22 protein-coding genes are annotated in these 25,612 nt (G+C 34.4%); 7 read left to right on the forward strand and 15 right to left on the reverse strand.

What is annotated here, in order from left to right; translation table 11 throughout:
• The first annotated feature begins 158 nt into the window (after positions 1-158).
• The 3 genes from EKH84_RS00960 to EKH84_RS00970 all read left to right on the forward strand — a co-directional run bounded on the left by EKH84_RS00960 (position 159) and on the right by EKH84_RS00970 (position 2,641).
• Positions 159-953 carry a motility protein A gene (locus tag EKH84_RS00960; protein ID WP_127064751.1) on the forward strand — a complete coding sequence of 265 codons (795 nt, stop codon included), beginning with the start codon at positions 159-161 and terminating at the stop codon, positions 951-953.
• Positions 953-1,675, forward strand: coding sequence for an OmpA/MotB family protein (locus tag EKH84_RS00965; RefSeq protein WP_127064752.1), 723 nt, complete (start codon positions 953-955; stop codon positions 1,673-1,675). Before EKH84_RS00960 ends, EKH84_RS00965 begins: the two co-directional genes overlap by 1 nt.
• Positions 1,676-1,933: 258 nt before the next feature.
• Complete coding sequence (locus EKH84_RS00970; protein ID WP_127064753.1) at positions 1,934-2,641, forward strand: YetF domain-containing protein; 708 nt, start codon at positions 1,934-1,936, stop codon at positions 2,639-2,641.
• Between the two features lie 34 nt (positions 2,642-2,675).
• On the opposite strand, the gene EKH84_RS00975 is transcribed toward EKH84_RS00970, so the two are convergent.
• The 11 genes from EKH84_RS00975 to EKH84_RS01025 form a co-directional block, all read right to left on the reverse strand.
• The gene (locus EKH84_RS00975; RefSeq protein WP_127064754.1) at positions 2,676-3,221 is read right to left on the reverse strand and encodes a 50S ribosomal protein L25; all 546 of its coding nucleotides are present in this window, start codon (positions 3,219-3,221) and stop codon (positions 2,676-2,678) included.
• 460 nt (positions 3,222-3,681) lie between these two features.
• Positions 3,682-4,407: a hypothetical protein gene (locus EKH84_RS00980; RefSeq protein WP_127064755.1), complete on the reverse strand. Its 726-nt coding sequence runs from the start codon at positions 4,405-4,407 to the stop codon at positions 3,682-3,684.
• Positions 4,400-5,323, reverse strand: a complete 924-nt coding sequence (locus tag EKH84_RS00985) for an ATP-binding cassette domain-containing protein (RefSeq protein ID WP_190283444.1) — start codon at positions 5,321-5,323, stop codon at positions 4,400-4,402. The genes EKH84_RS00980 and EKH84_RS00985 overlap by 8 nt, the downstream gene beginning before the upstream one ends.
• A gap of 340 nt (positions 5,324-5,663) precedes the next feature.
• Positions 5,664-6,842 carry an MFS transporter gene (locus EKH84_RS00990; RefSeq protein ID WP_127064757.1) on the reverse strand — a complete coding sequence of 393 codons (1,179 nt, stop codon included), beginning with the start codon at positions 6,840-6,842 and terminating at the stop codon, positions 5,664-5,666.
• Between the two features lie 159 nt (positions 6,843-7,001).
• Positions 7,002-7,658 (reverse strand): response regulator transcription factor, encoded by a 657-nt coding sequence (locus tag EKH84_RS00995; RefSeq protein WP_127064758.1) that lies wholly within the window; start codon positions 7,656-7,658, stop codon positions 7,002-7,004.
• A complete protein-coding gene (locus tag EKH84_RS01000; RefSeq protein WP_190283445.1) occupies positions 7,651-8,988 on the reverse strand; it encodes a sensor histidine kinase in 1,338 nt (445 codons plus the stop codon). Before EKH84_RS01000 ends, EKH84_RS00995 begins: the two co-directional genes overlap by 8 nt.
• A 71-nt stretch (positions 8,989-9,059) precedes the next feature.
• Positions 9,060-9,677, reverse strand: coding sequence for a DUF2318 domain-containing protein (locus EKH84_RS01005; RefSeq protein WP_127064760.1), 618 nt, complete (start codon positions 9,675-9,677; stop codon positions 9,060-9,062).
• Positions 9,678-9,680: 3 nt separating this feature from the next.
• Positions 9,681-11,024 carry an urease accessory protein UreH domain-containing protein gene (locus tag EKH84_RS01010; protein ID WP_243118626.1) on the reverse strand — a complete coding sequence of 448 codons (1,344 nt, stop codon included), beginning with the start codon at positions 11,022-11,024 and terminating at the stop codon, positions 9,681-9,683.
• A 15-nt stretch (positions 11,025-11,039) separates the two neighbouring features.
• Positions 11,040-11,315 (reverse strand): hypothetical protein, encoded by a 276-nt coding sequence (locus EKH84_RS01015; RefSeq protein WP_127064761.1) that lies wholly within the window; start codon positions 11,313-11,315, stop codon positions 11,040-11,042.
• A 258-nt stretch (positions 11,316-11,573) separates the two neighbouring features.
• The gene (locus EKH84_RS01020; protein WP_127064762.1) at positions 11,574-11,780 is read right to left on the reverse strand and encodes a heavy-metal-associated domain-containing protein; all 207 of its coding nucleotides are present in this window, start codon (positions 11,778-11,780) and stop codon (positions 11,574-11,576) included.
• Positions 11,781-11,922: 142 nt separating this feature from the next.
• Positions 11,923-14,361, reverse strand: a complete 2,439-nt coding sequence (locus tag EKH84_RS01025; protein ID WP_127064763.1) for a heavy metal translocating P-type ATPase — start codon at positions 14,359-14,361, stop codon at positions 11,923-11,925.
• Positions 14,362-15,083: 722 nt separating this feature from the next.
• Here EKH84_RS01025 and EKH84_RS01030 point away from each other — a divergent pair.
• Positions 15,084-17,228: an RICIN domain-containing protein gene (locus tag EKH84_RS01030; protein WP_127064764.1), complete on the forward strand. Its 2,145-nt coding sequence runs from the start codon at positions 15,084-15,086 to the stop codon at positions 17,226-17,228.
• Positions 17,229-17,253: 25 nt separating this feature from the next.
• Entirely contained in the window at positions 17,254-19,593 is a 2,340-nt protein-coding gene (locus tag EKH84_RS01035) for a family 43 glycosylhydrolase (protein WP_127064765.1), read from the forward strand.
• Positions 19,594-19,675: 82 nt separating this feature from the next.
• On the opposite strand, the gene EKH84_RS01040 is transcribed toward EKH84_RS01035, so the two are convergent.
• Both EKH84_RS01040 and EKH84_RS01045 read right to left on the reverse strand, forming a co-directional pair.
• The gene (locus tag EKH84_RS01040) at positions 19,676-20,122 is read right to left on the reverse strand and encodes a MarR family winged helix-turn-helix transcriptional regulator (RefSeq protein WP_127064766.1); all 447 of its coding nucleotides are present in this window, start codon (positions 20,120-20,122) and stop codon (positions 19,676-19,678) included.
• A 62-nt stretch (positions 20,123-20,184) separates the two neighbouring features.
• Complete coding sequence (locus EKH84_RS01045; RefSeq protein ID WP_127064767.1) at positions 20,185-21,591, reverse strand: MATE family efflux transporter; 1,407 nt, start codon at positions 21,589-21,591, stop codon at positions 20,185-20,187.
• A 249-nt stretch (positions 21,592-21,840) separates the two neighbouring features.
• Between EKH84_RS01045 and EKH84_RS01050 the strand changes: the two genes are divergently transcribed.
• Both EKH84_RS01050 and EKH84_RS01055 read left to right on the forward strand, forming a co-directional pair.
• A complete protein-coding gene (locus EKH84_RS01050; protein WP_127064768.1) occupies positions 21,841-23,121 on the forward strand; it encodes a DUF1576 domain-containing protein in 1,281 nt (426 codons plus the stop codon).
• 3 nt (positions 23,122-23,124) lie between these two features.
• Positions 23,125-23,472, forward strand: coding sequence for a hypothetical protein (locus EKH84_RS01055; RefSeq protein WP_127064769.1), 348 nt, complete (start codon positions 23,125-23,127; stop codon positions 23,470-23,472).
• Between the two features lie 161 nt (positions 23,473-23,633).
• On the opposite strand, the gene EKH84_RS01060 is transcribed toward EKH84_RS01055, so the two are convergent.
• Complete coding sequence (locus EKH84_RS01060) at positions 23,634-24,245, reverse strand: GNAT family N-acetyltransferase (protein ID WP_127064770.1); 612 nt, start codon at positions 24,243-24,245, stop codon at positions 23,634-23,636.
• Positions 24,246-25,140: 895 nt separating this feature from the next.
• On the reverse strand, positions 25,141-25,593 hold the full coding sequence (locus EKH84_RS01065) for a GNAT family N-acetyltransferase (RefSeq protein ID WP_127064771.1): 453 nt from the start codon (positions 25,591-25,593) through the stop codon (positions 25,141-25,143).
• Positions 25,594-25,612: the final 19 nt, after the last annotated feature.

Consider the following 25,612-nt stretch of genomic DNA (forward strand, 5'->3'; position numbering starts at 1 on the left):
AAGAACTTTACACACTAAAGTCCTTGGGATTTTTTTACATAAAGATTACGTTAAACATTTCCCAGAGTATTCTTATTTTATTGATATTTTTTTTAGAAGAAATATAATTAGATACATAATTAATCATTGTAATTTATTGTAAATAAAGGAGTATGCCTATGGATTTCTCTATTATTGTATTTTTAGTCTTTAGTTTTGGCGCGTTATTTCTTGGTTTTATTTTAGAGGGTGGACATCTTTTAGCCTTGTTTATTGGAACAGCTGCAATCATTGTTTTCGGCGGCACCATCGGCGCAGTAGGTTTATCTTTCCCTATGGAAGAGATTAAAAGACTTCCTAGAATCATCGGTGTTTTATTTAATTATAAGCCTATTGATAATTATAAAATCACCAAACAATTTTATGAACTCACTACTATTGCTAGAGCCGAAGGTATACTTGCCCTTGAAGATGCAGCTGGCAGAAACGGTATTAAGCACCCTCTTATTACCAAAGGACTTCGCTTAATTGTAGATGGTGTAGATACTAATCATATATATAAATCTCTAGTAACAGATGCTGAAAATATAGATGCTAGACATGAAGCTGGCTTTGCTATATTTGAGTCTGCTGGCGGTTACTCTCCAACTATGGGTATCATCGGAACAGTTATGGGACTCGTTCACGTTTTAGGAAACCTAAGTGATCCAAGTACCTTAGGGCCTAAAATTGCTGTTGCCTTCATTGCTACTTTATATGGTGTTGGTACAGCTAACTTACTATGGCTCCCTATTGCTACACGTTTGAAAAATATTAGTGAAAAAGAGTCTCTAAGTAATCAAATGGTTATTAATGCACTTGTTGCCCTGCAACAAGGAAAGCATCCAAAACTTGTTATAGATGATATGTCTGCTTTCCTAACACAAGAAGAACGTGAAAAGGTATTAAAAGAGTTAAAGCTAGGTGATGACTAATGGCTAAGAAAAAACCTAAAAAAGAAAATAGTGAGCGTTGGCTTCTCACCTATTCTGACCTTATTACACTGCTTATGATTTTCTTCGTTGTTATGTATAGCATGAGTAATGTAGATAGTAAAAAGTACGAGGAACTTGCTGGTTCTCTTAACAACTCACTTGGTATTTTACAAGGGGGTGCGGGCATGTCAAATGCAAATGCTGCTGGTATAGACTCCTCCATTCCTTTTCACCAAACCATAAGTGCTTCTCAGGAAATTCAAACTAAGCTAAAGGACTACTTAGAAACTCATGATTTAACCGAACAAGTCAGTCTTCATGTTGAACCTCAGGGCCTCACCCTTAGCTTTGATGATAATATTTTATTTGATAGTGGTAAAGCAGATATACAATCTGCTTATAAGAAGAATCTACTAGAAATTTGTGATATACTTAAAACCTTCACTAATGATGTAGTGGTTGAAGGACATACGGATAATCTTCCTATTCATACCTCTCAGTTTAGTTCTAACTGGGAACTGGCATCCATAAGAGCTATTAACGTCGTTCATCTTTTTATTGATGAAGGTAAGCTCCCAGCTTCTAAACTCTCAGCTATTTCTTACGGTGAATATAGACCTATTGCTTCCAATGATACGCCTGAAGGACGCGCTAAAAATAGACGAATTGATATCGTACTACTAAGTAGTACTTTTTATGAGGAAAGTCAGGCATCTAAATAGCTAGCAACTTCACTAAACATACAAAAGAAGTATTAAAATCTTCATTATTGAGATTTTAATACTTCTTTTTTTCAAAGCTGTCCTTAATTTCTTGTCTTATAGTACTTTCTATAGTATTTTTGCCTCCACTCTATCATGACTTCTTTATAAAGTCAAAGCTATAGCCAAGGGCTAAAAATTAATATATTTTGTAGTTATATCCTTTTTTAATTTAGGCATACTATTTCTAAATCGTTTTATGAAATAGGAGTGTATATAATGGAAGTTATTCAAGCTATTATAACTGCGTTAGGTTCAGCTGTAGCTTTATTTACTTTAAGCAAGTTAATGGGAAATCGTGAAATGTCACAACTAAGTATGTTTGACTATATCAATAGTATTACTATTGGTTCGATTGCAGCTGAGATGGCTACCTGTGAGTTTACAGATCTTCTAAAGCCCTTTACTGCTATGATTGTTTTTGCTTTATTTAATATCTTATTATCCCTTCTCACTAATAAATCAATTAAAATTCGTCGCCTTGCAACAGGTAAACCTAGTATTTTATATGATAATGGACAACTCTATTATAAAACTTTTGCAAAAGCCAAAATGGATTTAGGTGAATTCCTTGTACAATGCCGTGTGAATGGCTACTTCGACCTTACTGATATTCAAACAGCTCTCCTGGAACCTAACGGCAAAATCAGCTTTCTTCCAGTCTCCAATAAGCGTCCCATTACAGGAGAAGACTTAAACATTTCTCCCTCTCAAAATTACTTAGTAGCTAACGTTATTATTGATGGCAAAATAATGTTACAGAACTTAAAGCATATAGGTAATAATGAAAAATGGCTTACCAAACAGCTTCGTATACGCGATATCTCTGATATTTCTGAAGTCTTTTTAGCAACCTGTGACCGTAATAATAAATTATGCGTTTATAAAAAACTAACTGAAAAAATGACAGCTGACTTATTAGAGTAATCCTACAAAGTAAGCTCATTACGGCAACCTGTGGTTATGAGGATTTTCTATCAGTAATTTTCAAGATCATGCTATCTGCACTTACTTGTAAATCGATGTTTTCGTTTTTAAAGACAGGAATATCTTCTAGTGTTAGGACCTTTCCTACCGCTAATCCTTCCAAATCAACAACTACTGTATCAATCATATCGGAAGGTAAAGCCGAATAAGGCACTTCAAATAGCAGCTGTTCCAAAACACCCACTACCTTATCTGCATTTTCTAAGATAATCTGAGCCTTGCTATTGACCCTTTTATCAGCTTCTAATGCCTGAAAACTAATATGAAGGATTTCATTGTTTACAATATTGCTATCGATATCTTTAATTTGTACTGGAATGAGCTTACTGTCAAGCTCAATTTCCATCTTGCTACCTTCACGCTTACACCGGAGTAATTTTTTAGCAGCATTCTTATCAATTTGAACCAAAAGTGATTCCGGCAAGGAACCACCATAAATAACACTAGGTATAATACCATTTCGCCTCAGTTGCTTGGCCTTTTTTAACACACTTCTCTTCTCTACTGTAATAATATCCATTTTTTATTCCTCCTAATTATATATTAATGTAAAAACTTACATTCTCATTAATTAAATACAGATATGCCTCATCACAATTCTCTTTTACTTATAGTTAGTGCTAACATTTTCAGATGTGGCTATTTCTGTATATAAAAATAGAAGGTACTTTTTTCATACCATTACCTTACAGTAAAAATATTTAAAAGCCCCTCTTATAGACGGTTCTTTTATTATTCAATTCTTTTGTACGACTACTAAGAGCCCGCATTGCTATTCCCATCTCCTATTGTAAAAAAGAAGGACTTTTCATACAACACCATACGGTGCAATACCAAAAGCCCTTCTTATAGACGGTTCTTTTTTATTTATTAGTTTTATTAACCATATCATAAATGATAAAGAAAGGCAAGGCTCATAAACTTCTTTCCTAAGAAATCAAATCTAATAAGTCACAATTCTCTCATTTAGAATAAATCTCTCATTTCAAATCACTTCTTTTTAATACCCAAATGCTTATAACAACAATAAATAAAACCTTAATCATACTTATTCCTATGATGCTCAAGCAAAACAAATAATCTAAAGGTGTTTCCATAATCCTTCGCATATTAATCACTAATGAGAAGTTACTGATATTCCACTGGACAACTGTTACTAGAAACAAAGGAATCTGTATAATAATCCACATAAGCCAATCAAGCACTAAACCTCCTACTACTGTTTTTGTTAAATAGATACTAAACATACATAAAACTATAAAAGGTAAGGCATTACACATTAATAAAAACCAACGTATTACTCCCTCTCTAAACGAGCCTATTACAGTTCCCCATCCCCCCCATATTATACCGAAACTATAAGTACCTATTAATTCTACAGATAGTATAATGATTGAAAAAATAACTATTGGGATCATCCTACCGATAACTATTTCGCTACTACTATGCCCACTCATTATCTCATAGTAAATCGTTTTATTTCTAAAATCCCCCGCTAAATAGGCTGTGATAAAAATCATGATAATCAAAAAACTCATAAACATCCAAGTATCAATACTTCCTATAACAGATAACCTAATTTCTTCATTCTGCACATATGTACTAAATCCCAAGGATGTACCTATAAGAATTGCAACTAGTATTGCATAAAATAAATCCCTACTTTTCTTAAAACGATAAAAGGATGCTGCCATAATATCACGCATCTAGTTTTCCTCCTATCTTACTTATAAAATATTGTTCAAGACTATTCTTATTATATGCTAAGTGATGTAATCTCAATTGTTTGGAGACTAGAGTAGCAGCTATTTCCTCAACATCGATGTTCTTATCATAAACGCGTATATAATCTTTATCTTCTACCTCACAATGTTCAATATGCAATACTTGCTTTAATGTCTTTAATGCCTCTACTTTATCACTTACACCAACAAGTAGGTAGTCACTACATCTTGCATCTAATACCTCACAATCAATCTGCTCCACAATCTTTCCCTTATCCATAATAATATAATCTGTAGCGATTTGATGTAGCTCACTTAATAAATGACTTGATATTAAAATGGTTGTATTGAAGGTTTCCTTTAACTGCAGTAATAGCTTTCTCATATCTAACATGCCTTCAGGATCTAATCCATTGAGTGGTTCATCTAATAGTAGAAATTCTGGCGTTGACAGCATGGAAATAGCAATGCCTAACCTTTGCTTCATCCCCAAAGAAAATTCTCCTGCTTTTTTCTTTTTGGTATCCTTTAAGTCAACTATCTCCAAAACATCGTATATTCTTTTTTCATCCTTTATGCCTTTTTGTAAACATTGTAGTTTAAGATTATCATAAGCACTGAATTGTGGCTGTATATAAGGTGTTTCAACTATAAAGCTCATCTTCTTACGTTGTAGATACCACTTATCAGGGTCTTCCTCTCCATACAATGCTAATTTACCTGATGTGGGCCTAGTAAGACCTGCAACCATACGAATAAAGGTAGTCTTACCTGCACCATTTTTTCCTATTAGCCCATAAAGCCTTCCTGCCGATATCTCTAAATCAATTTGATCTACAACTGGAATATCCCTATATACCTTGCTTAATTTCTCTGCTTTTAAAATACTATTATTCATCAAACCACCTCTTTTCATTAAAGTTGGGTTGTTTTGCTTTTAGCCTATTCCACATTTTAATACTTTATCATGACTAAAGCTTATACATTTATCATCTCTAACAGATTATCACACATTAATTATTTTTGTAAATTATTTATTTTCAAAATATTTAATTAATAATTATCATATTATTATATACACAACAAACACCTGTCAAAGATACCCACAGCATAAAATAAGCTCTTGATACAGACATCATTTAATGCCTCTATCAAGAGCTTTAATATACCCTTATATTCTATACCAAGTCACTTAAATATCTCTTTTTGTTCACTAATGCTTGGTTAAACTAGACTTACTACTTCTTATTTCTCATATAATTAATAATCGCCAGAATCACCATACACACTACGTTAATAGTCAAAATGGTAACAGCTCCTACCATACCTATTTGGTCTGCAACAATACCTATGACCTGTGGTGCTATAATACCGCCTAAGGCTGCAATTGCTAACAGTACTGACATTCCTGTAGTAGAGCCTTTGATATACATACCACCATTAGATATACAAGTTGGATAAATACCAGCAAAGAAGAATCCCATGCCTGCTACTGCTAGAGTAATAAGGGCAAGGTTAGTGGTAGAAATCAGTAATAAGAAGAAAATAGTTGTGCCTATACAGTTAATTAAGATTAACTTCTGCTTATTTACTTTACTTGAAAGATAAGCTGTGACTAAACGGCCTAACATAATGACTAGCCATGTAATAGACACCAGATTAGTAGCATACGTATCACTCATAATACCTGTGCTTTTAAAATAGGTTACAAACCAGCCATTAACACAGTTCTCTGCTCCTAGATAAAAGAATAAAAGGAAACCGATAATATAGAAATCTATGTTTTTTAAGAAAGCTTTTGAATCATGAGCTTCTGTTTTGGCAGTTAGATTCTTCACTTTTTCTTTCTTCTCTGCTTTATCTTTTTTATCTTCATCAAGTGGCATCCAGCCATAGCCTATACTTGAAATGGCACTTAAAACAATAATCGTATAAATAATAAAGCGCCAGTTAAAACCATTATTAATAAATACTCCAGTTAAGAATGGTGCTAAGAAAGCCCCAATGGCAAATACAGTATGTAATAAATTAAGTGCTGCTGGTGTACCATCATAATCATTTACAACCATGTTGTTGGTAATACTTACAGTTCCCCTTCCAATTCCTAATAAGATACAGGCTATATAAAGTACAGGAACAGGTGGTAATAAAGTAATCATTAATAAACTAATAGGAATAAGTGCTGATAATATCACACTTGTTATTTTTCTCCCTAATAGTTTTACTACTGGTGGATTCACAAAGCTCGCCAAAAAGTTTCCTATAGCAAAAGTAGATAGTAAACCTCCTGCCACACTATAATTGATCCCTGCTTCTTCTATGAGATAAGGCATAACAGCACCTATTACTAAGGCCATCATACCGTTAGCTAAAAACGAGTAGTAGCAAGGAATAAATAATTTTGCTTTTTTAGTCATCATATTCTCCCCTTTGATTAAAGTCATTTTAAATCTAGCATATATATTTGTAGCTATTTAAGTCTTACTAAAACTTCTGACTATTCCATTGTACTATATAAAGTTAAATAGATACACATTAAAAGGGCTATATCTCTACAACCCTCTCTAAATAGTTATTTAATTCCCTTCTAAACGGTAACCATACCCATAGATAGTCTCAACTTGAAGTCTAGGCATTTTCTTTCTCATGCGACGCATTAAATCATCTACTACTCTATCATTACCAAAGTAATCTCTTTCCCACACATGATCTAGTATCTCATTTCTAGTAAGTGGATGCTCTTTATTCTTATACAAAAACAAAAGCAACATATATTCTCTATTAGATAAGTCAACCAATTCCCCTTTATCATATACTTTACGGGTCTTTAATTCGATAGTATAGCCAGCTAAAGTAACGCTTTCTTCCTTTTGATAACATCTATCCAATAGCTTCTTTACTCTAAGGACTAATTCTTTTGGTGAAAACGGCTTGGCAATGTAATCATCAGCACCTTTCTCTAATCCCATAATCTTATCAAAATCTTGGTCTCTTGCTGAAATTAATATAATAGGTACCTTTGCGTCTTCCTTCCTTATTCTCTCCATCATTTCAAAGCCACTTTTACCTGGTAGCATGATATCTAAAATCCATAAATGAACCTCTTCATTTAAATCCCCTACTGCTTCCACACTCTCATAAGCTAGTACCTTGTAGCTTTCTTTTTCCAGATAACTTTTTATAATATCTCTTAAGTTTTTTTCATCTTCAATTAATGCAACAATACTACTCATTAGCTTTCCCATCCTTATAAATGATAAAAGTTACTCCCTTTGTTTCGGCGTTTTCATATCTAATATCATACCCATACATATTGACTGTTCTTTTTACAATGGCAAGTCCTAAACCTGACATTCCATCTTTCCCTATTTCAAAGGGCTCAAATAGACTTTCTGCTAGATCTTCTTCTATATTATCTCCATCATTAAAGATTGATAACTTCTGGTCTGTTAACTTAATACTAATCTCATTTTTTGCATATCTCTTAGCATTATCAAATAAATTTTCTAATACAATACGCCATTTTTCTTTATCACCTATAAACCTCTGAGGGACTATATCCAATCGCACATTGATGAGCTGATCTTGGTCAAACATATAGCTTATTACTTCTTCAAGCAGCTCATCGATTGCAAATTCTCTATAGCTTTCATTTTGGCTTCTGATATACTCTAATCTATTTAAATACAATAAGCCTTGTACTCTCTTTTCTAGTCTTTCTGCTTGGCTATAGATAACATGAGCAGTTTGCTCTACATCACCATAAGGATAAACACCATCTATGATACCCTCTGAATAATTCTTAATGACTGCGATAGGTGTTTTTAAATCATGAGATATATTATGAATCATCCTCTTCTTAGTCTGCTCATTATTATAAAGTTTTCTCCTCATATGTTCTAAGGAATCCATAACTTCTTGAAACTCCAAAGTGCTTTCATTAATACGAATACTTTCTTCTAGCTGACCATCCCCTATAAGGTCTAGCTCGTGTTGAATCTGCTTTAAATTATTAATAAATCTATTATTCCATTTAAAGAAGCTTACTAAAATGATGGTTAAAGCAACTATAATGATAATTAATGTCGTCATAAATAATTGATGAGATAAATATTGATTACCAGTATCTATGCTGTATGAAATAACTTTTTCACCTGAATCTTTATTATTAATAAGATAATAAAGAGTTTCCTGACCATCAATAAATTTACGCATTTCCACTTGTTTTTTTTGTTCTCTACATTGCTCTTTTATCTCCGAAAAAAACTCAGGATACATTAACTGGTGATGAATGAGATCATCATCTGTTTGATCTATAACAAGATTATTATTGCTATCAAATTGAAGATGATATACCCCATTTTTCTTACCTTGTGAAGTATTATAGTATTTTCCTAGTTTAATATACTCATTTTGCTCACTGATAAGTGTATTAAAGTTCTTGTGGTCTATAAAATATTTAATACTTATAGGGAGTATAACACCAAAGGCCATTATACTTCCTAATATCAGTACCATCAATGTTATTGCAAGTTGCTGATTAAGCTTCATTTTTTGCTTCATTATCATAAATCCCCTTATGCATAAAAAACCATCTACTTGCGCAGATAGTTTTTTAATTTGTCCTTCTATTCTTAATAAGCTTCTTTCCAATTCTCGAAAATACCTGTTGCCTCTTTTAAGAATGCATTGGAAATAGTAATGTTAGTATCATCTACTGTTTTATCCTCTGAAAAAATAGGAACTGGATTACATCCACCTCTAGTTACCTCTACTTCATCTGGAGAAAATCTGTTCTTGCAGTTTTGACAAACTAGGACATCTCCATCTTGCTCATAGTATCCTCTTCCTGAACTATAACAAATTTGACAAGTATTAAAGGCTGTACGAATGGTTCCATCTGTGGCTTTAATAGCTAGTACTTCTAGGCCCACTCCATCTACTTCTACTGGATAATAGCTTGCCTCATTTGTGATTTCATTAATAGGTATAACTAAGTCTTTCCCTTCTAATACTACCACATTTTCTTTTGCTTTACCTTCATTTTTATTACCTTCCTTTTTAAAAAATAAACTCCCTGCTATTACTGCTACGAGCGCTGCTCCTATCACCACATAAACCATACTTTTAGAGTTGTTACTCTTTTTATTCTTATGATTACCCATCTTTAATTCCTCTCTATTCACCATTTGTTGATTATTCTTCACTATTAATTTGCATTCTCCATTAATTCTTAACTCTTTATTATTCATTATTTATTTCTTAATTACTTTAATGCTACTTCTAATCATTCCCATCCAACAACTATATACAAACTCCCCTTCTTCTGTAGGGGTAAACTCTATTACATTCTCTCCGAGTTTGAATTTTACTTCTTTCTCATACTCTGGAATAAAGATTCTATTGTTACACCCATTAATAGAGCCTTTTTCAGCTGTTATCACCCATTGTACAGGCATGCCTGCTTGTACTTCAATAACAGGGTATTCACCTGAAGCTAATTTGCTTTCTACTATTTGAACACCATTCTCTATACGTACTACACTATTATTATTAGCACTTACACTACCAGGAACCATTATTCCTGATAAACTCAGTCCGCTACTGAGCATACCTCCACCTAAAATCACAACTAAAACAGCCCCTATAGATATAAGCTTATGTGTAAACCTCTTACTAAGTAATGAAGACAAGGCCCCTATCCCAAACATTAAAGGTACTGTCCCCAAGCTGAATAAAAACATAGCCAATGCGCCCTTAAACATACTTCCTGTTGAAAGACTGTATAATTGCATAGCTTGTAGTGGACCACATGGCATTAGGCCATTTATTAAGCCTACATATAAGGGACTATTACTCCCTAATTTGCTATATAATTTTCTAGAAAAAGCTTTTGGCATACTTATATTTAGTTTGCGAAGCCCTGGAAAAACATTTAACATATTCAGCCCCATAATCATCATAAACAGGCCAGCAATAATCTGAATACTTCCCTTTGCTCCTTCTGAAAAACTGATAACCGATCCTAATGCACCAACAATCCCACCCATTACTGTATAAGAAATCACTCGCCCTAAGTTGTATAAAAAACTAGGTCTTAGTGCTGCCCACCTATGCTTCTTAGATTCGGTCTTAGTAACAGGTTGTATACACTGTGATAAATTAATACCACCACACATGGCAATACAATGAACTGAAGTCAGTAATCCTATTATAAATAGCATGCCATAACTCATGTTTTCTTTGGCTTCTGGAAAAATATAAAAGAAATTTGTAAAGCCAAAATACTTCAGCACATGATAAAGGGCAAAGATAATAATCATTACTCCTATTATTTTAGTTATGCGGTCTATTTTTGCATCCGCATTTTCCTTCCTTATAACCTTGTAACCTTGTTTCTCAATAACCTGTGCTATGTCTTCGAAGGAAATAAGTTCCTCATCATACAAACATTCAGCGTGATTCTGAGTGTAGCTTACTTTAGCGCTAATGACCCCTTTTGTTTGTTTTAATTTACTGCCTATTCTCCTCTCACAGCTTACACAAGTCATTCCATCAATCTTAATAATCTCTTTTGTGTATTGTCTTTGCATCTTCATATCCACAACCACTCATTATTTTTCCGACTTATTTTCTTTATCCTTTGAACAACAACTACTTCCTTTTGCCATTACAAGCATCATTCCAATCATCATAATTGGGCATATAAGAGATGACAGAGTATAAGCTATCTTTGTTCCTGTTACTCCAAGGCTACTACTTATAAGCGGTACTATGGCTACGATAATAATAGGCAACAAACAACAGGCCCCCATCATGCCTATTCCTTTTAGCAAACCTTTTTTCTGGTTCATAGGATTTTCTTTTTTATTTTCTTTTTCTAAATTCATATTCCTTCTCCTATCCTACTTTTAATAGTCATATTTTTATAAATTGCTGCTGTACAAATGTCTAGATAAGCTATTCTATAGACTTATCATAAATAAAAATTACTGCTTAGGTATGGGAGATTTGTGGGATAAATATGTGATTTATCATTTTTACCCCATTATTTAAATTTCCCCATAAAAAAAGCCCTATAATAGCACGAGCAAATGGCATGCTATTATAGGGCTCTTGTATTTTATTAACTTAATTCTTACTGAGTATTATACCTCTTCTATAGCTGTTACATCGTAACCAGCTTCATCAATTGCCTCAGTAAGTACTTCATTGGCCTTGTCAGTATCTAATACTGCATACTTACCTTCTAAACTTACCTCTACTTCTCCTTTAGCAAAACCTCCTAAAGCTTCTTTTACATGTGCCACGCAGTGACCACAACTCATACCATCAATCATTACTTTCTTTTTCATCTTCATCTCTCCTTTTATTACTATTTTATCTTATCATTTTATTTTTAAAAGCTAACTATGAAAATATTATTATTTTCATTCTAACTTACTATTATTACTTTACTCCAAAGATCATAAAGACTTTAGTAAATGATTCACCAATTTATCCTCTAAAATTTTTAAGTCTTAAGGCATTAAGAAGTACTGAAACAGAACTTAAGCTCATGGCCGCTGCTGCAATCATAGGATTTAATAATGGCCCTCCAAAGATATGAAGAAATCCCATAGCTACTGGTATACCTAATACATTGTAACCAAATGCCCAAAATAGATTTTGCTTGATATTTCTAATGGTTGCCTTGCTAAGTTTAATAGCTGTTGGCACGTCTTTAAGGTCGCTTCTCATAAGAACAATGTCAGCTGATTCAATAGCTACATCTGTTCCTGAACCAATACCAATACCTATATCAGCTCTAGCTAAAGCAGGGGCATCATTAATACCATCTCCTACCATGGCTACTTTTTTACCTTCATTTTGAAGCTTTTGCACTTCATTGGCTTTATCTTCTGGTAAGACTTCTGCAAGTACAATGTCAATCCCTACTTGTTTAGCAATAGCTGCTGCAGTCTTCTTGTTATCCCCTGTAATCATAGCTACCTTAATACCCATTTGATGAAGTGTTTGTATAGCTTCTTTACTACTTGGTTTAACTGTATCTGCTACTGCTATAATACCTGCTAATTTATCATCTATTGCAATATACATCGGGGTTTTACCCTCTTCTGCCAGTCTATCTGACTGAGTAGTTAATGTACTAATATCAATATTTTCTTCTACCATTAATTTCTTATTTCCTAAGAGCACATGCCTACTATCAATATCTACAGCAATACCATGACCTGGGATGGCATTAAAGTTTTGTATCTCTTTAAAAGCTAAGCCTCTTTCTTCTGCTGCTCTTACAATAGCTTCGCCTAATGGATGCTCAGAGCCTTTTTCTGCACTAGCTGCTAAAACAAGTAATTCATCTTCACCTGCAGTAGCTGTTAAGATATCTGTTACCTTTGGTTTACCTTCGGTTAATGTTCCCGTTTTATCAAAGACAATGGTATCTATTTTATAAGTTGTTTCTAAGGCTTCTCCACCTTTAATAAGTACACCATTTTCTGCACCTTTTCCTGTTCCTACCATAATCGCTGTTGGGGTAGCAAGACCTAAGGCACATGGACAAGCAATAACAAGTACCGCAATAAAAATAGTAAGGGCAAAGGTTGCAGACTCTCCAGCTATTAACCAACCTACAGCAGCGATAATTGCTAATATAATAACTGTTGGTACAAAGTAAGAAGAGATTACATCAGCCATTTTAGCAATTGGTGCTTTAGTCCCTTGAGCATCTTCTACTAATTTTATAATTTGGGCAAGCGCTGTATCCTTACCAACCTTAGTAGCTCGATACTTAATAAATCCAGTTTTATTAATACTTGCTCCTATAACTTTACTTCCTACCGTTTTTTCTACTGGAATACTTTCTCCTGTAAGCATGGCTTCATCAATAGCAGTACTGCCTTCAATAACTTCTCCATCTACCGGCAACTTTTCACCTGGCTTAACAAGGATTACGTCTCCTACTACCACTTCTTCAAGAGGCACTGTTACCTCTACATTATTCCTAATAACTGTTGCTGTCTTTGGTGCTAAGCCCATAAGCTTTTTAATGGCTTCAGAAGTTTTACCTTTTGATCTAGCTTCTAAGTATTTACCTAATGTAATGAGCGCTAAGATAGTGGCTGCTGATTCATAATACAGATGCATGGCATGCTCCATACCGCCCTCTGGATGTGTGATAATTTTATAAGTGCCATATAAGCTATAAATAATAGCAGCTAGTGTTCCTACTGCAATTAAAGAGTCCATATTAGGACTAAGTTTAACTAAGTTCTTAAGCCCAACCTTATAGAATTTGAAGCCGATAAACATAACTGGCAAGGTAAGAATTAACTGAATCATTGCAAAGTTGAGCGGATTCATCATTGGATCAAGCACACTAGGAAGTGGCATACCTACCATATGTCCCATGGTAATGATTAAAAGTGGAGCAGTAAATATGAGTGATGCAATAAGACGCCCAAATAAAAGCTGTTCTTCTGTATATTTCTTCTTCTCCGTGCTTTTTTCCTCTTCTGTAATAAGTTTATAGCCTGCTTTTTCTACAGCAGCTTTGATTTGGCTTGTTTTTACAAGATCTTCATCTACTTTAACCGTAAGCTTTTCACTGGCAAAGTTAACATTACTACTTTCCACACCCTCTAACTTCTTCACCACTTTTTCTATACGATTAGCACAAGCTGAACAGGTCATACCTTCTACTTTAAAGGTATAAGCAGCTTCATTTTTGTGTACTTTATAACCAGCTTTTACTACCGCTGCTTCAACCTCTTTAGGTTGTAGCTTAGCATCATCATATTTTAGAGTTAAGGTTTCTGTAGCAAAATTCACATTGGCTGTTTCTACGCCCTCTAACTTTTTAACAACTCTCTCAACCCGATTGGCACAAGCTGAACAGGTCATGCCATCTATTTTAAAGGATTTATCTGTCATAGTTTACTTCCTTTCTTCCATTTATATTTTACCCCCCCCTAGGGGGTGTTATTTAATATTATAACTCTTTCTTTATTTTGTCAATCATTCATCTGTCCTATTCTATTACTATAAAATCGTTCATACTCTCTAAATTCTTTATAGCCCTATCCATCTTATTAATATATTTAAAGCAAGTCATTCCACCTATTTTCATTACTGCATATATGCTTTATATGGTTTTAATTTAACATTTTAGTACACACTCTGAACAAAATATTTAAAATTTATAATTAAAAAATTATTTTAATTACATTAAATCACGCATTTCTTTACATCTTGTGTGTTTTTAGCACAAAATAAAACAACTTACACTATAATCAACTACAAACAATTGAGTCATTATACTTTTAGTGCTTTTCATGTCTACTAATGATAACAATTAATCGCTCAATAAAAAAACTAATCTATGCATAAGTCATCTTAGTGTTATTTACATCCAAGTAAAACTCATAATAAAAGTAAAAGAACTATATAAAGGAGGTGCAAAACGATACCATCTGAGACGCTAGAATAATATGACTCTAACAGCAGAAATAGACTCTCAAATGCTAAAGCATATAAAAATACCTCTTTATTTCAGTCTAAAAGATTAATCATTTATCTAACAACTTACATAACTTAAATCATCTAATCTCAATTTGCACATTTATGGAGAATAAGAATACAAAGGAGATGTAAAAATGATTACCTGTATAAAAAAAATATTCACCCAATTATCATCTTACGTACTTGCATTAGCTTTGGTTATAACAATATTGCCACCTAATGAAGCTTTAGCCGCAAGTGATGCAATCATTAATTTATCATCAGAATATCAAACAATTCGTGGCTTTGGAGGAATGAATCATCCAGCTTGGGCTGGAGATTTAACATCCGTTCAAAGAGAAACCGCTTTTGGCAATGGAGATAATCAATTAGGCTTTTCTATTTTAAGAATTCATGTGGATGAAAATAAGAATAACTGGGCAAGAGAATTAGAAACTGCAAAAGCTGCAGTAGCTAAAGGAGCAATTGTTTTTGCTTCACCCTGGAATCCCCCAAGTGATATGATTGAAACCTTTACTCGTAATGGTGTTGCAAATCAAAAGCGCCTTAAATACGATAAATATGCTGCATATGCGCAGCATCTCAATGATTTTGTTACCTATATGAAGAATAACAATGTCAATTTATATGCTATTTCTGTTCAAAATGAACCTGATTATGCACACGATTGGACATGGTGGACACCACAAGAAATGCTTAACTTTATGAAAAACTATGCTGGCTCAATCAATTGCAGGGTTATTGCTCCTGAGTCATTTCAGTATCTAAAAAATATGTCAGATCCTATCTTAAATGATTCACAAGCACTTGCTAATATGGATATTCTTGGTGCTCACTTTTATGGTACTAGTATCAGCAATATGTCTTATCCACTTTTTAAACAAAAAGGTGCAGGAAAAGATCTTTGGATGACAGAGGTTTACGTTCCTAATAGTGATAATAATTCAGCAGATCGCTGGCCAGAGGCAATTGAAGTTTCATATAACATGCATAATGCTTTAGAAAATGGCTTTCAATCCTATGTATGGTGGTATATTCGTAGGCAATATGGTCCTATGAAAGAGGACGGTACAATCAGTAAAAGAGGTTATTGTATGGCTCAATACTCTAAGTTTGTACGTCCTGGTTACGTAAAAGTTGCTGCTACCAGTAATCCTAATACAAATGTTTATGTATCTGCTTATAAAGGTGATAATAAAGCCGTTATTGTTGCAATTAATAAGGGTTCCTCAGCTATTAATCAAAATTTCGTTATCAATAATGGTAGCATAAAAAGTGTAGATCGTTATAGAACTTCTGCTAATGAAAATCTAGCCAAAACAGCTAATATAGATACTAGCAATAGTAGCTTCTGGGCTAACCTACCTGCTAATAGTGTTTCTACATTCGTTTGCACCTTAGGATCCTCAAGCCCTATAGAGCCTACACCTACACCTTCACCCACTCCTACTCCTACTCCTACTCCTACTCCTACTGATACGACAGTAAAGGATTATGCTGTGCTAAAGGATGGCTGGTATTATATAAAAAATACAAATGCCCAAAAGTATCTTCAAGTAAAAGATAATACAGGAGCAAATGGCCAGAATGTTGAAATAGGTACTGGTACAGGGGTTAATGGTCAAAAATGGTACTTAACCAATATGAGTAATGGCTATGTTACTTTTAAAAATGGCTTAGACTATATGTTAGATGTTGCTAATGGTGCTAATGTAGATGGAACTAATATCCAAATTTACTCAGTTAATGGTATGGATGCTCAAAAGTTTAAGCTTGTTCCAACTGGGACTAGTAATGTTTACGGCATTTTAACTAAGAGTTCAGTAGACACTAAGTCTCTAGATGTTTATAACTTTGGAACTGCTGATGGTTCTAATGTATGCGAATGGACTTATTATAAAAACAGTTGTCAGATGTGGGTACTTGAGCCTTGCAGTGCACCAGAAAGTACTACTCCAACCCCTACTCCTGAGACGCCTTCAATACCTGCTTCTATGAACATTAAGATTATCTCAGACTGGTCAGAGGGTGCAACTGCTGAAATAACGATTACCAATAACACAGGTAAAGACTTAAGTGGCTGGACATGTACTTTTACAACTAGCAGACCTATTAGTGCTCTTTGGAATGCTCAACTCGTAAATAGCAATGGTAATACCTACACTATTTCTAATCCATCATGGCAACCTCTTCTAACTGCTGGAAGCAGCTATACTTTTGGCTGCACTATGGGTAGTGGTTCATCTGATGTAACCATTACTAATGTATCTTTAAAATAATCTATAAGATATGAGGGGATATTATATGAAAGCGTATCTAAAAAGTATTAAACACATTAAAAAATTGGCATTAACAGGACTCCTTATGGTAGGCCTAGTTACTCAGCCAGGCATCCCAGCCTCTGCTGCAGACCTTTCTTCCACTTTTAATAACTTGAATCTAACATCTGCCTACAAAAAGCAAAACGAAAACAACCCTATTATCACTCAAAGATATGCAGCAGACCCTAGTGTTATGGTCTATAATGATACTGTTTATCTTTATGCTACAAATGATTCTTATGAATACTCAAATGGTAGTATAAAGGAAAACTCCTATAGCACTATACAAACCCTTAATTGTATGTCTTCCAAAGATTTAGTAAATTGGACAGACCATGGTACTATCCAAGTTGCTGGAAGTAGAGGCGTTGCCAAATGGGCAGGTAATTCATGGGCTCCTTGTGCAACCTATAAAAAAATTAATGGCAAGGATAAATTCTTCCTTTACTTTGCTAATAATGCCAATGGTATAGGTGTACTTGTTGCTGATAGTCCAACAGGTCCTTGGACAGACCCTATTGGAAAAGCTTTAATCAGTCGTTCGACTCCTAACTGCTCTGATGTTGTATGGTGCTTTGATCCAGCTGTGTTTGTAGATAGTGATGGTACTGGTTATCTTTATTTTGGTGGCGGTATTCCTACAGGTCAAAATGCACATCCCAAAACAGCACGTGTTGTTAAATTAGGTAGTGATATGACAAGTTTAGCTGGTACCCCTATCACTATTGATGCGCCTTATTTATTCGAAGACTCTGGTATTAATAAAATAGGAAATAAATACTACTACTCTTACTGTTCTAACTTTAATACTGCCGGTTCAGGAATAAATGGCGGGGCAATAGAATACATGGTAAGTAATAGCCCTACTGGTCCTTTTACCTTTACTGGTGAAGTCTTTAAAAACCCAGGTGTTTACTTTAATGGTTCTGGCGGTAATAATCATCACTCTATCTTTGAATTTAAAGGTAGCTACTATTTAGCTTATCATACAAGAACATTAGAACTCGCTCAATTTGGTAAAAACCTTGGCTATCGCTCTACACACCTTGACAAGCTATCTGTAAATAATGGCGTTCTTTCAGAAGTAAAAGGTACAATGGCGGGTGCATCTCAAGTTTCTTATCTCAATCCTTACGAAAGAGTTGAAGCAGAAACTATGGCTATTCAAGCAGGTGTCAATGTAAGTGGTAGTGGCAACACCCTTTTAACAGATATTCATGCTGGTGATTGGATTGGTATTAAAGGCGTTGATTTCTCAGACGGTTTATCTAAAATAACTGTTTCTGCTAAATCATCTACTGGTGGTGTTATTAAAGTATGTACGAATAGTCCTTCAGGCACAGCACTTGGCTATATTGAAGTGCCTAATACATCTGGCGCTTTTGTAGAGGTGAGTTCAGCTCTTTCTAATATCTCTGGTGTCAAAGATTTATACTTTGTATTTAGTGGGAATATGGAGCTAGATTATTGGAAGGCAGCAACTTACTCTGATCAACCTACTGAAACAGATACGACTGTAAAGAATTACGCTACGCTTAGCGATGGCTGGTATTATCTTAAAAATACTAACGCTCAAAAATATCTTCAGGTAAAAGATAATATCGGAGCAAATGGCCAGAATGTTGAAATAGGTACTGGTACAGGTGCTAATGGTCAAAAGTGGTACCTTACAAATACTGGTAATGGCTATGTTACTTTTAAAAATGGCTTAGACTATATGTTAGATGTTGCTAATGGTGCTAATGTAGATGGAACTAATATCCAAATTTACTCAGCTAATGGTATGGATGCTCAAAAGTTTAAGCTTGTTCCAACTGGGACTAGTAATGTTTACGGCATTTTAACTAAGAGTTCAGTAGACACTAAGTCTCTAGATGTTTATAACTTTGGAACTACTGATGGTTCTAATGTATGTGAGTGGACTTATTACAAAAACAGTTGTCAGATGTGGGTACTTGAGCCTTGCAGTGCACCAGAAAGTACTGTACCTACTCCAACTCCTACACCTACTCCTGATTCACCTTCGACAAATGCTCCTATAAGCATTAAAATCCTTTCAGATTGGTCAGATGGCGCAACTGCTAATATTACAATTACTAATACCACAGGTAAAGACTTAAATGGCTGGACATGCACTTTTACAACAGATAGGCCTATTTCTTCTGTTTGGAATGCAGAACTCGTAAGTAGTAATGGTAATACCTATACTATTTCAAGCCCATCATGGCAGCCTAATCTAGCTGCTGGTGCTAGTTATACTTTTGGGTGTGGCATGGGTAGTGGCTCATCTAATGTGACTATTACAAATGCTTCTTTAAAATAGCAAAATTGCTTAGGTCATAAATCATTTCTCCTATTTATACAATAAAAGAGCACTGGAAACTCAGTATTCCAATGCTCTTTTATCATTCTTCTTCAAATAAATGGCCTGAATTATATCTCGTTATTTTTCGAAGCAAATAAAATAACTGATTTAATTCTTCTTGCTCCAGACCATCTATTAATTGTCTTTCCCACCTTCTTGAAATCTCTAATATCTCTTCTTTTTGTGCCAAAGCCTTTTCTGTAAGATAAATGTGATATTTTCTCTTATCTTTTTCATTAGGAGCTAACCTTACATATCCCTTTTCCTCTAACTTCTTAATGGCTCTTGTAGTCGTTGCTTTATCTACACATACTTGCTCTGTTAATTCATCATGACTAACACCATCTTCTAAATAAAGTCTAAGAAGAAACTGATATTGCCCAAATCCAATTTCATATTGATCATATTCTTTTGATAAGAAATTTGCACCTAGTCGATGTAAATAGCTAATATACCTTCCTATTCCTTCTGTTTCATACTGTTTCATAATGGTCTACAACTCTTTTCTTTATCGTTATACTTGCTATCATCTTATCATAACCTATCTCTTTAAGCCACATTCTCCTCATATCCCTCATATCCAATGGGTCTAGCTTTACTTTCTAATTGTTTTAGATGCTTCATCTCTTTAAAAATAATAATGCCTGATAAGGTTACTGCTAATAAATCGGCTATTGGTCCTGCATACCATACCCCTTTTAGTCCAAAAAACTTGGGTAATATAATAAATGATGGAATTAAAAAGATAACCTGCCTTGTTAAACTAATAATCATAGCTTTTTTCACTTTTCCTACTGCTTGATAATAGTTAGAAGCTGTCATTTGAATCCCTATTAATGGCATAGATAATAAGAAAATACGTATACCTGATACAGTAATATCAGTAAGCTCTGGATCATTATTAAACATGCCTACCGCTATGTGCGGAAATAATTGAATGAATAAAAAGCTAACAACTAATATAGCCGTACATATGGCTAAAGAGTACAGATAGGTTTGTCTCACCCTCGTATATTGCTTTGCCCCAAAATTATAACCCATAATAGGTTGTGCTCCTTGATTAAGACCGAAGATAGGCATAATAAAGATAGTACTTATTGAAGTTATTATAGCCATAGCTCCAATTGCTAAATCTCCACCATGAGTCATTAAAGCTCTATTCGAAATAACTGTTACAATACTGCTTGCAACCTGCATACAAAAAGGTGCTAAGCCAATCATTACAATATTTTTTATTATCCTTAGGTCTATTTTCATATCAGCTAGTGTAAGTTTAATAGTTGACTTCTTGCTTCTTGTAAAATAATTAATAACCCAACAGCTGGCAGCAAATTGTGAAATAACTGTGGCATAAGCTGCCCCTGCTATACCCATTCTTAAACCAAAGATAAAGATTGGATCTAAAATAATGTTAATCGCAGCACCAATCATCATAGTGTACATACTTACTTTAGGATTAGAATCTGAACTAATGGAATGATTCAATCCAAATGCACACAAGTTACAAATGGTTCCTATAAAAAGCGGTCTCATATATGCCGCTGCATATGGAACCGTGGCATCACTTGCTCCAAAAACTCTTAAAATGGGATTAACAAACAAATTCCCCAAAAGAGCAATAGCAATACTCACCATAATAATACTGGTGAATCCATTTCCCAAATATTTTTGTGCTTCTTTTCTCTTCTTCTGACCAAAAGCTATAGAAATACTTGCTGAAGTACCTATCCCTATTAACATGCCAATACCTGTGATAATTTGAGTAATAGGCATAGTAATTCCTACACCAGTAATAGCTAAGCCTCCTACATCTGGTATATTTCCTATATAAATTCTATCCACTACGTTATAAAGCATATTAACGACCATACCTATAATAGCTGGAATGGAAAACTTGATAAGTAATCTGCCAATACTGTCTGTGCCTAAATCACTTGTCTGTTGCTGTGTTGCCATATTATCTTCTCCCTTGTTCAATATTGTTGCATATGCAACGAAACAAAGTTTAACACATTTTTGTTGCGTATGCAACAATAAGCATTGTAGATTTGTTTGTAAAATCTGCCTAAATAAGCCAACTAGAAATTTATGCTTGCACAATGTGTATTATGTTAATTAAAATATTAGGTATACTAATAAAATTAGTATACCTAAATATACACTATTCATTATTTCAAAATGAATAACTAGAGAAAGGGGTCTTTGATGATTCAAACCAAAGGTAATGAAAATACACAACAGGTTCAGATTAAGTTTTTTTGTTTTGCTACTATTTCTTTGCTTTTTATAATATCCTTTATACTGGCTACACCCTTGGAGCTATTCTATGGTATGAAAGTTATTATTCTTTCTAGAGATGCACTGATAACGGATTACTTTGCACTAGCAGGTTATGGTGTTGCATTTTTTAATTGTGGTATTATTTTAAGCATTGTGCTTATATTAATTATCAAGCTAAGAGCTTCTTTTACAGGGCTAACCTTAGCTGCTATTTTTATTAATGCTGGGTTTGCTCTTTTTGGCAAAAACCCAATCAATATACTTCCTATATTATTAGGAACTTATATCTATGCACGTGTACACGATGCTAAGATGAATCGTTATATCTATACAGCATTGTTTGGTACATGCCTATCACCATTGGTTACTGAAGTCGTTTATTTATTACCATTTCAGCAACCTATTAACTTAATCCTTGCACTACTTATCGGAATTTTAATTGGGTTTACTTTACCTACATTAGCGATGCATACAGCTTCTATGCATATGGGTTACAATTTATTCAATGTGGGATTTGCTGCTGGTATATTAGGCTTCGGTATTGTGAGTATTCTAGAGGCCACTGGATTAGAAAGTACTCCTGTTTTAATATGGCAGGAAGGTAGGCCTATTTGGCTAGTACTTGGCTTATATGGCTATTTTATAGCTACCTTTTTCTATGGTTTATGGGTTAATCAAGGGCAACTAAAACCTTTATTTAAAATCTTGCGACATCCAGGACGGGCAGTTGCAGATTTTATCCTAATGGATGGACTTGGTGCAACTTTAATGAATATGTCCGTTGTAGGAAGTGTTAGCCTCACCTATATCTTACTTGTAAAAGGAGACTTATCTGGCCCTGTTATAGGTGGTATATTAACTGTATTTGGCTTTGGTGCATTTGGTGTCCATGTCAAAAACTTTATTCCATGTATGTTAGGAGTCTATTTATCAACTTATTTAAAAATCTTTACACCTACTATGCCTAGCATTCAGCTTGCTGCACTATTTAGTGCAGGCATAGCACCTATTGCCGGACAATTTGGACCAATAGCAGGTATATTAGCCGGCATGCTACACACTTCTATTGTGATGTGTACAAGTGATATGTATTCAGGCCTTAATCTATATAATAATGGCTTTTCAGCTGGCTTTGTTGCTATTATCATGGTACCATTACTGGAGAGTTTTAAGAATCATTCAAGAAAAGGAAATCTTAGGAGATAAACTATGATATATGAAGAAAAAAAATTAGCTAAAATAGTAGAAGAATTAACGATATTCTTTTTTGGTATTGGAGGTAATGATATCAGCTCTAGAATACAAGAAAGTAATGATACTGCTATTATTACATTCACTTCTAACTACGATTTAGCTCTTGCACATAAGTTAGATGCAATGGAGGATTTCCTAAATAGAGAAAAAAATGATAGTGTTGAAGATGTATACTGGGAATTAGTTGGCTTAGGCGAGCCAGGTGAAACCAGCCAACTACTACTAATAGGGATGATGGTAGATAAAGCTAGTGTTCATATCAATGAAAACTATGTAACCATTGAACTTGAAAAAGCCCTTTGATTTGCACTAGGTTAATGCCTAATCTAAAAAAATAATAATAGCATTGGAACTATTTCTGAGTTTCCAATGCTATTATTATTTTTTTATTGCTATTTATAAATACCACAATTCTATTTTCTAAACAAAATTCATTCTACTCAGCACAGAGTTATAACACCTTATTATTTATGCTTGGAGGGTCTTTCTTCAAAGTGACTTTCTTTAGTTGGAAAATTTTTTTCAAATTCCGTTAAAGCTATTTCATTTACTACAAAAGCCTTATCTTCAAAGCATTTACCACTCATACCACTTAAGCTTCCTTCTGATAATTCAAGCGCCATAAATTCCTCAAAATTAGCCCCCCAGGAGGTTTGAAGCCCATATTGCTCCGCATTTACAAAACCAAAACGGTGATAAAATTTAGGATCTCCATAAAGGACAATGCCTTTAAATCCCATTTTTCTAGCTAACTCTATAGTATGTCTCATCAACATACTACCAATGCCCTTTCCTTTATACTCAGGTAACACCCCAATTGGTCCCATACATAAAACCTCATTATCAGCGCTATTATTTTCTACAGTTACTTTTGTATAAGCAATGTTTCCAACAATTTTATCTCCATCAATAGCTAAATAATCTAATTCCTTTACAAACCCTTCTGATTCACGCAACTGCCTTAATATAAGATGCTCATCACAACCTGGTTTATAAACATCCCAAAAAGCTTCTCTTGTTAGGTTTTCAACCACTTCATAGTCTTTTGCTTCTTCTAATCTAAGTACAATATCCATATCTTCTTTACCTACTTCTTAATGATTAATATACTTACATACTATCAATATCTCTTTAACGCTTCAAGGTTACCATTTAATTGTTTAAAGAAACTTCAATACAAACAGAAATTTGTCGGTAACTTTACGGGCTATTTGGGCGGAACTGAGAGAGGGTGGCTACCTGCCGTGATTCCGCTCCGCATTTTCAGTAGGCACTAAGCTCACTTTTTTGGATGAACGCCCACAAACTCGCTATGCTCAAACACGTGGGCTAAGTACCATCCAAAACGTTCACTAAGTGCCTACTGAAAATACTCCGAAGTCACCCCGTCAGGCAGCCACCCTCTCTCAGTTCTACCAACAATAATGCGTAAAGTCGCCTCCATTAAGTGTTTTCAAGAAAAAATAAAACTTGTTATTATCTTTTTTCTGCACTTTTCACTTAGGGGTTTGAACACTTAAGAGATCAATAATGCTTGTAAGGCTCCCTAGCTTCCTTACAGAGCTACTTCTTGACAAAATAGACTTATGGGAAGCTTTATACGTTATTGCCTTGGGCGCCTGCCCCCGGCTTCGAGTATTTTTTAACTGTCGTTACGCCTTCTTTCCACGCTGCTTCACTGTCTTGGATGTTTATAAGGTCAACAACGTTTGTGAAAATGAGTGGGTATGGGTGCCTGGAGTAGTGACTTGGGAGCATTTTTTAGAAGCACTTAGTGAACGTTTTAGATGGGTTTTAGGCAGCTGTTTGAACGAAGTGAGTTCTGCCGTTCATCTAAATAAGTGAACTTAGTGCTTCAAAAAATGTGAACCGGAACAACGGAAGGCACCCATACCCACTCATTTTCTCTCAGACGTACTTCTCATAAACGCCAAGACAAATTTTAATTTGCATAGCTGAATAACTGCCTTGTTACAATTGCTTTTCCATACAAATTGACTCTTTTAAATTCTTATATGGGCCGTAATTATCTATTATTACAAACCCCATTTGCTTATAGAGCTTAGCAGCTACTACTAGTCGCTTACCTGTTTCTAATATAAGTTTCTGATATCCCTGCATTCTAGCTTTCTCTTCAAGTGCATTTATTATTTGCTTAGAAATACCTTTGCCTCTATGATCAGGCCTTACAAATACTCGCTTAATCTCTGCTATGCCTTTTTCATAATGTTTAAAAGCTCCACAACCAATAGGCTCTCCATCCTCCAATGCTAATACCACTTCTTTTATACTTTCTAACGTATTATATTGGCTATACTGATCAGCTTGTTTTTGGCTACCTATTGTATGATTTAAGTCTTCATCTAAAGCTGCACAAAGCTTAATAAAATGTGGGTCACTGCTTGTTGTATAAACAATCTGCATGATCTATTCTCCTCCCTAT

The sequence above is a fragment of the Cellulosilyticum sp. WCF-2 genome (assembly GCF_003990395.1).
In the GTDB taxonomy this organism is placed as follows: Bacteria; Bacillota; Clostridia; order Lachnospirales; family Cellulosilyticaceae; genus Cellulosilyticum; species Cellulosilyticum lentocellum.

What these genes read in the sequence shown, in the direction of transcription:
- EKH84_RS00960 (WP_127064751.1), top strand. Translation starts at nt 159, where the DNA reads ATGGATTTCTCTATTATTGTATTTTTAGTCTTTAGTTTTGGCGCGTTA.
- EKH84_RS00965 (WP_127064752.1), top strand. Translation starts at nt 953, where the DNA reads ATGGCTAAGAAAAAACCTAAAAAAGAAAATAGTGAGCGTTGGCTTCTC.
- EKH84_RS00970 (WP_127064753.1), top strand. Translation starts at nt 1,934, where the DNA reads ATGGAAGTTATTCAAGCTATTATAACTGCGTTAGGTTCAGCTGTAGCT.
- EKH84_RS00975 (WP_127064754.1), bottom strand. Translation starts at nt 3,221, where the DNA reads ATGGATATTATTACAGTAGAGAAGAGAAGTGTGTTAAAAAAGGCCAAG.
- EKH84_RS00980 (WP_127064755.1), bottom strand. Translation starts at nt 4,407, where the DNA reads ATGCGTGATATTATGGCAGCATCCTTTTATCGTTTTAAGAAAAGTAGG.
- EKH84_RS00985 (WP_190283444.1), bottom strand. Translation starts at nt 5,323, where the DNA reads ATGAATAATAGTATTTTAAAAGCAGAGAAATTAAGCAAGGTATATAGG.
- EKH84_RS00990 (WP_127064757.1), bottom strand. Translation starts at nt 6,842, where the DNA reads ATGACTAAAAAAGCAAAATTATTTATTCCTTGCTACTACTCGTTTTTA.
- EKH84_RS00995 (WP_127064758.1), bottom strand. Translation starts at nt 7,658, where the DNA reads ATGAGTAGTATTGTTGCATTAATTGAAGATGAAAAAAACTTAAGAGAT.
- EKH84_RS01000 (WP_190283445.1), bottom strand. Translation starts at nt 8,988, where the DNA reads ATGAAGCAAAAAATGAAGCTTAATCAGCAACTTGCAATAACATTGATG.
- EKH84_RS01005 (WP_127064760.1), bottom strand. Translation starts at nt 9,677, where the DNA reads ATGAATAATAAAGAGTTAAGAATTAATGGAGAATGCAAATTAATAGTG.
- EKH84_RS01010 (WP_243118626.1), bottom strand. Translation starts at nt 11,024, where the DNA reads ATGAAGATGCAAAGACAATACACAAAAGAGATTATTAAGATTGATGGA.
- EKH84_RS01015 (WP_127064761.1), bottom strand. Translation starts at nt 11,315, where the DNA reads ATGAATTTAGAAAAAGAAAATAAAAAAGAAAATCCTATGAACCAGAAA.
- EKH84_RS01020 (WP_127064762.1), bottom strand. Translation starts at nt 11,780, where the DNA reads ATGAAAAAGAAAGTAATGATTGATGGTATGAGTTGTGGTCACTGCGTG.
- EKH84_RS01025 (WP_127064763.1), bottom strand. Translation starts at nt 14,361, where the DNA reads ATGACAGATAAATCCTTTAAAATAGATGGCATGACCTGTTCAGCTTGT.
- EKH84_RS01030 (WP_127064764.1), top strand. Translation starts at nt 15,084, where the DNA reads ATGATTACCTGTATAAAAAAAATATTCACCCAATTATCATCTTACGTA.
- EKH84_RS01035 (WP_127064765.1), top strand. Translation starts at nt 17,254, where the DNA reads ATGAAAGCGTATCTAAAAAGTATTAAACACATTAAAAAATTGGCATTA.
- EKH84_RS01040 (WP_127064766.1), bottom strand. Translation starts at nt 20,122, where the DNA reads ATGAAACAGTATGAAACAGAAGGAATAGGAAGGTATATTAGCTATTTA.
- EKH84_RS01045 (WP_127064767.1), bottom strand. Translation starts at nt 21,591, where the DNA reads ATGGCAACACAGCAACAGACAAGTGATTTAGGCACAGACAGTATTGGC.
- EKH84_RS01050 (WP_127064768.1), top strand. Translation starts at nt 21,841, where the DNA reads ATGATTCAAACCAAAGGTAATGAAAATACACAACAGGTTCAGATTAAG.
- EKH84_RS01055 (WP_127064769.1), top strand. Translation starts at nt 23,125, where the DNA reads ATGATATATGAAGAAAAAAAATTAGCTAAAATAGTAGAAGAATTAACG.
- EKH84_RS01060 (WP_127064770.1), bottom strand. Translation starts at nt 24,245, where the DNA reads ATGGATATTGTACTTAGATTAGAAGAAGCAAAAGACTATGAAGTGGTT.
- EKH84_RS01065 (WP_127064771.1), bottom strand. Translation starts at nt 25,593, where the DNA reads ATGCAGATTGTTTATACAACAAGCAGTGACCCACATTTTATTAAGCTT.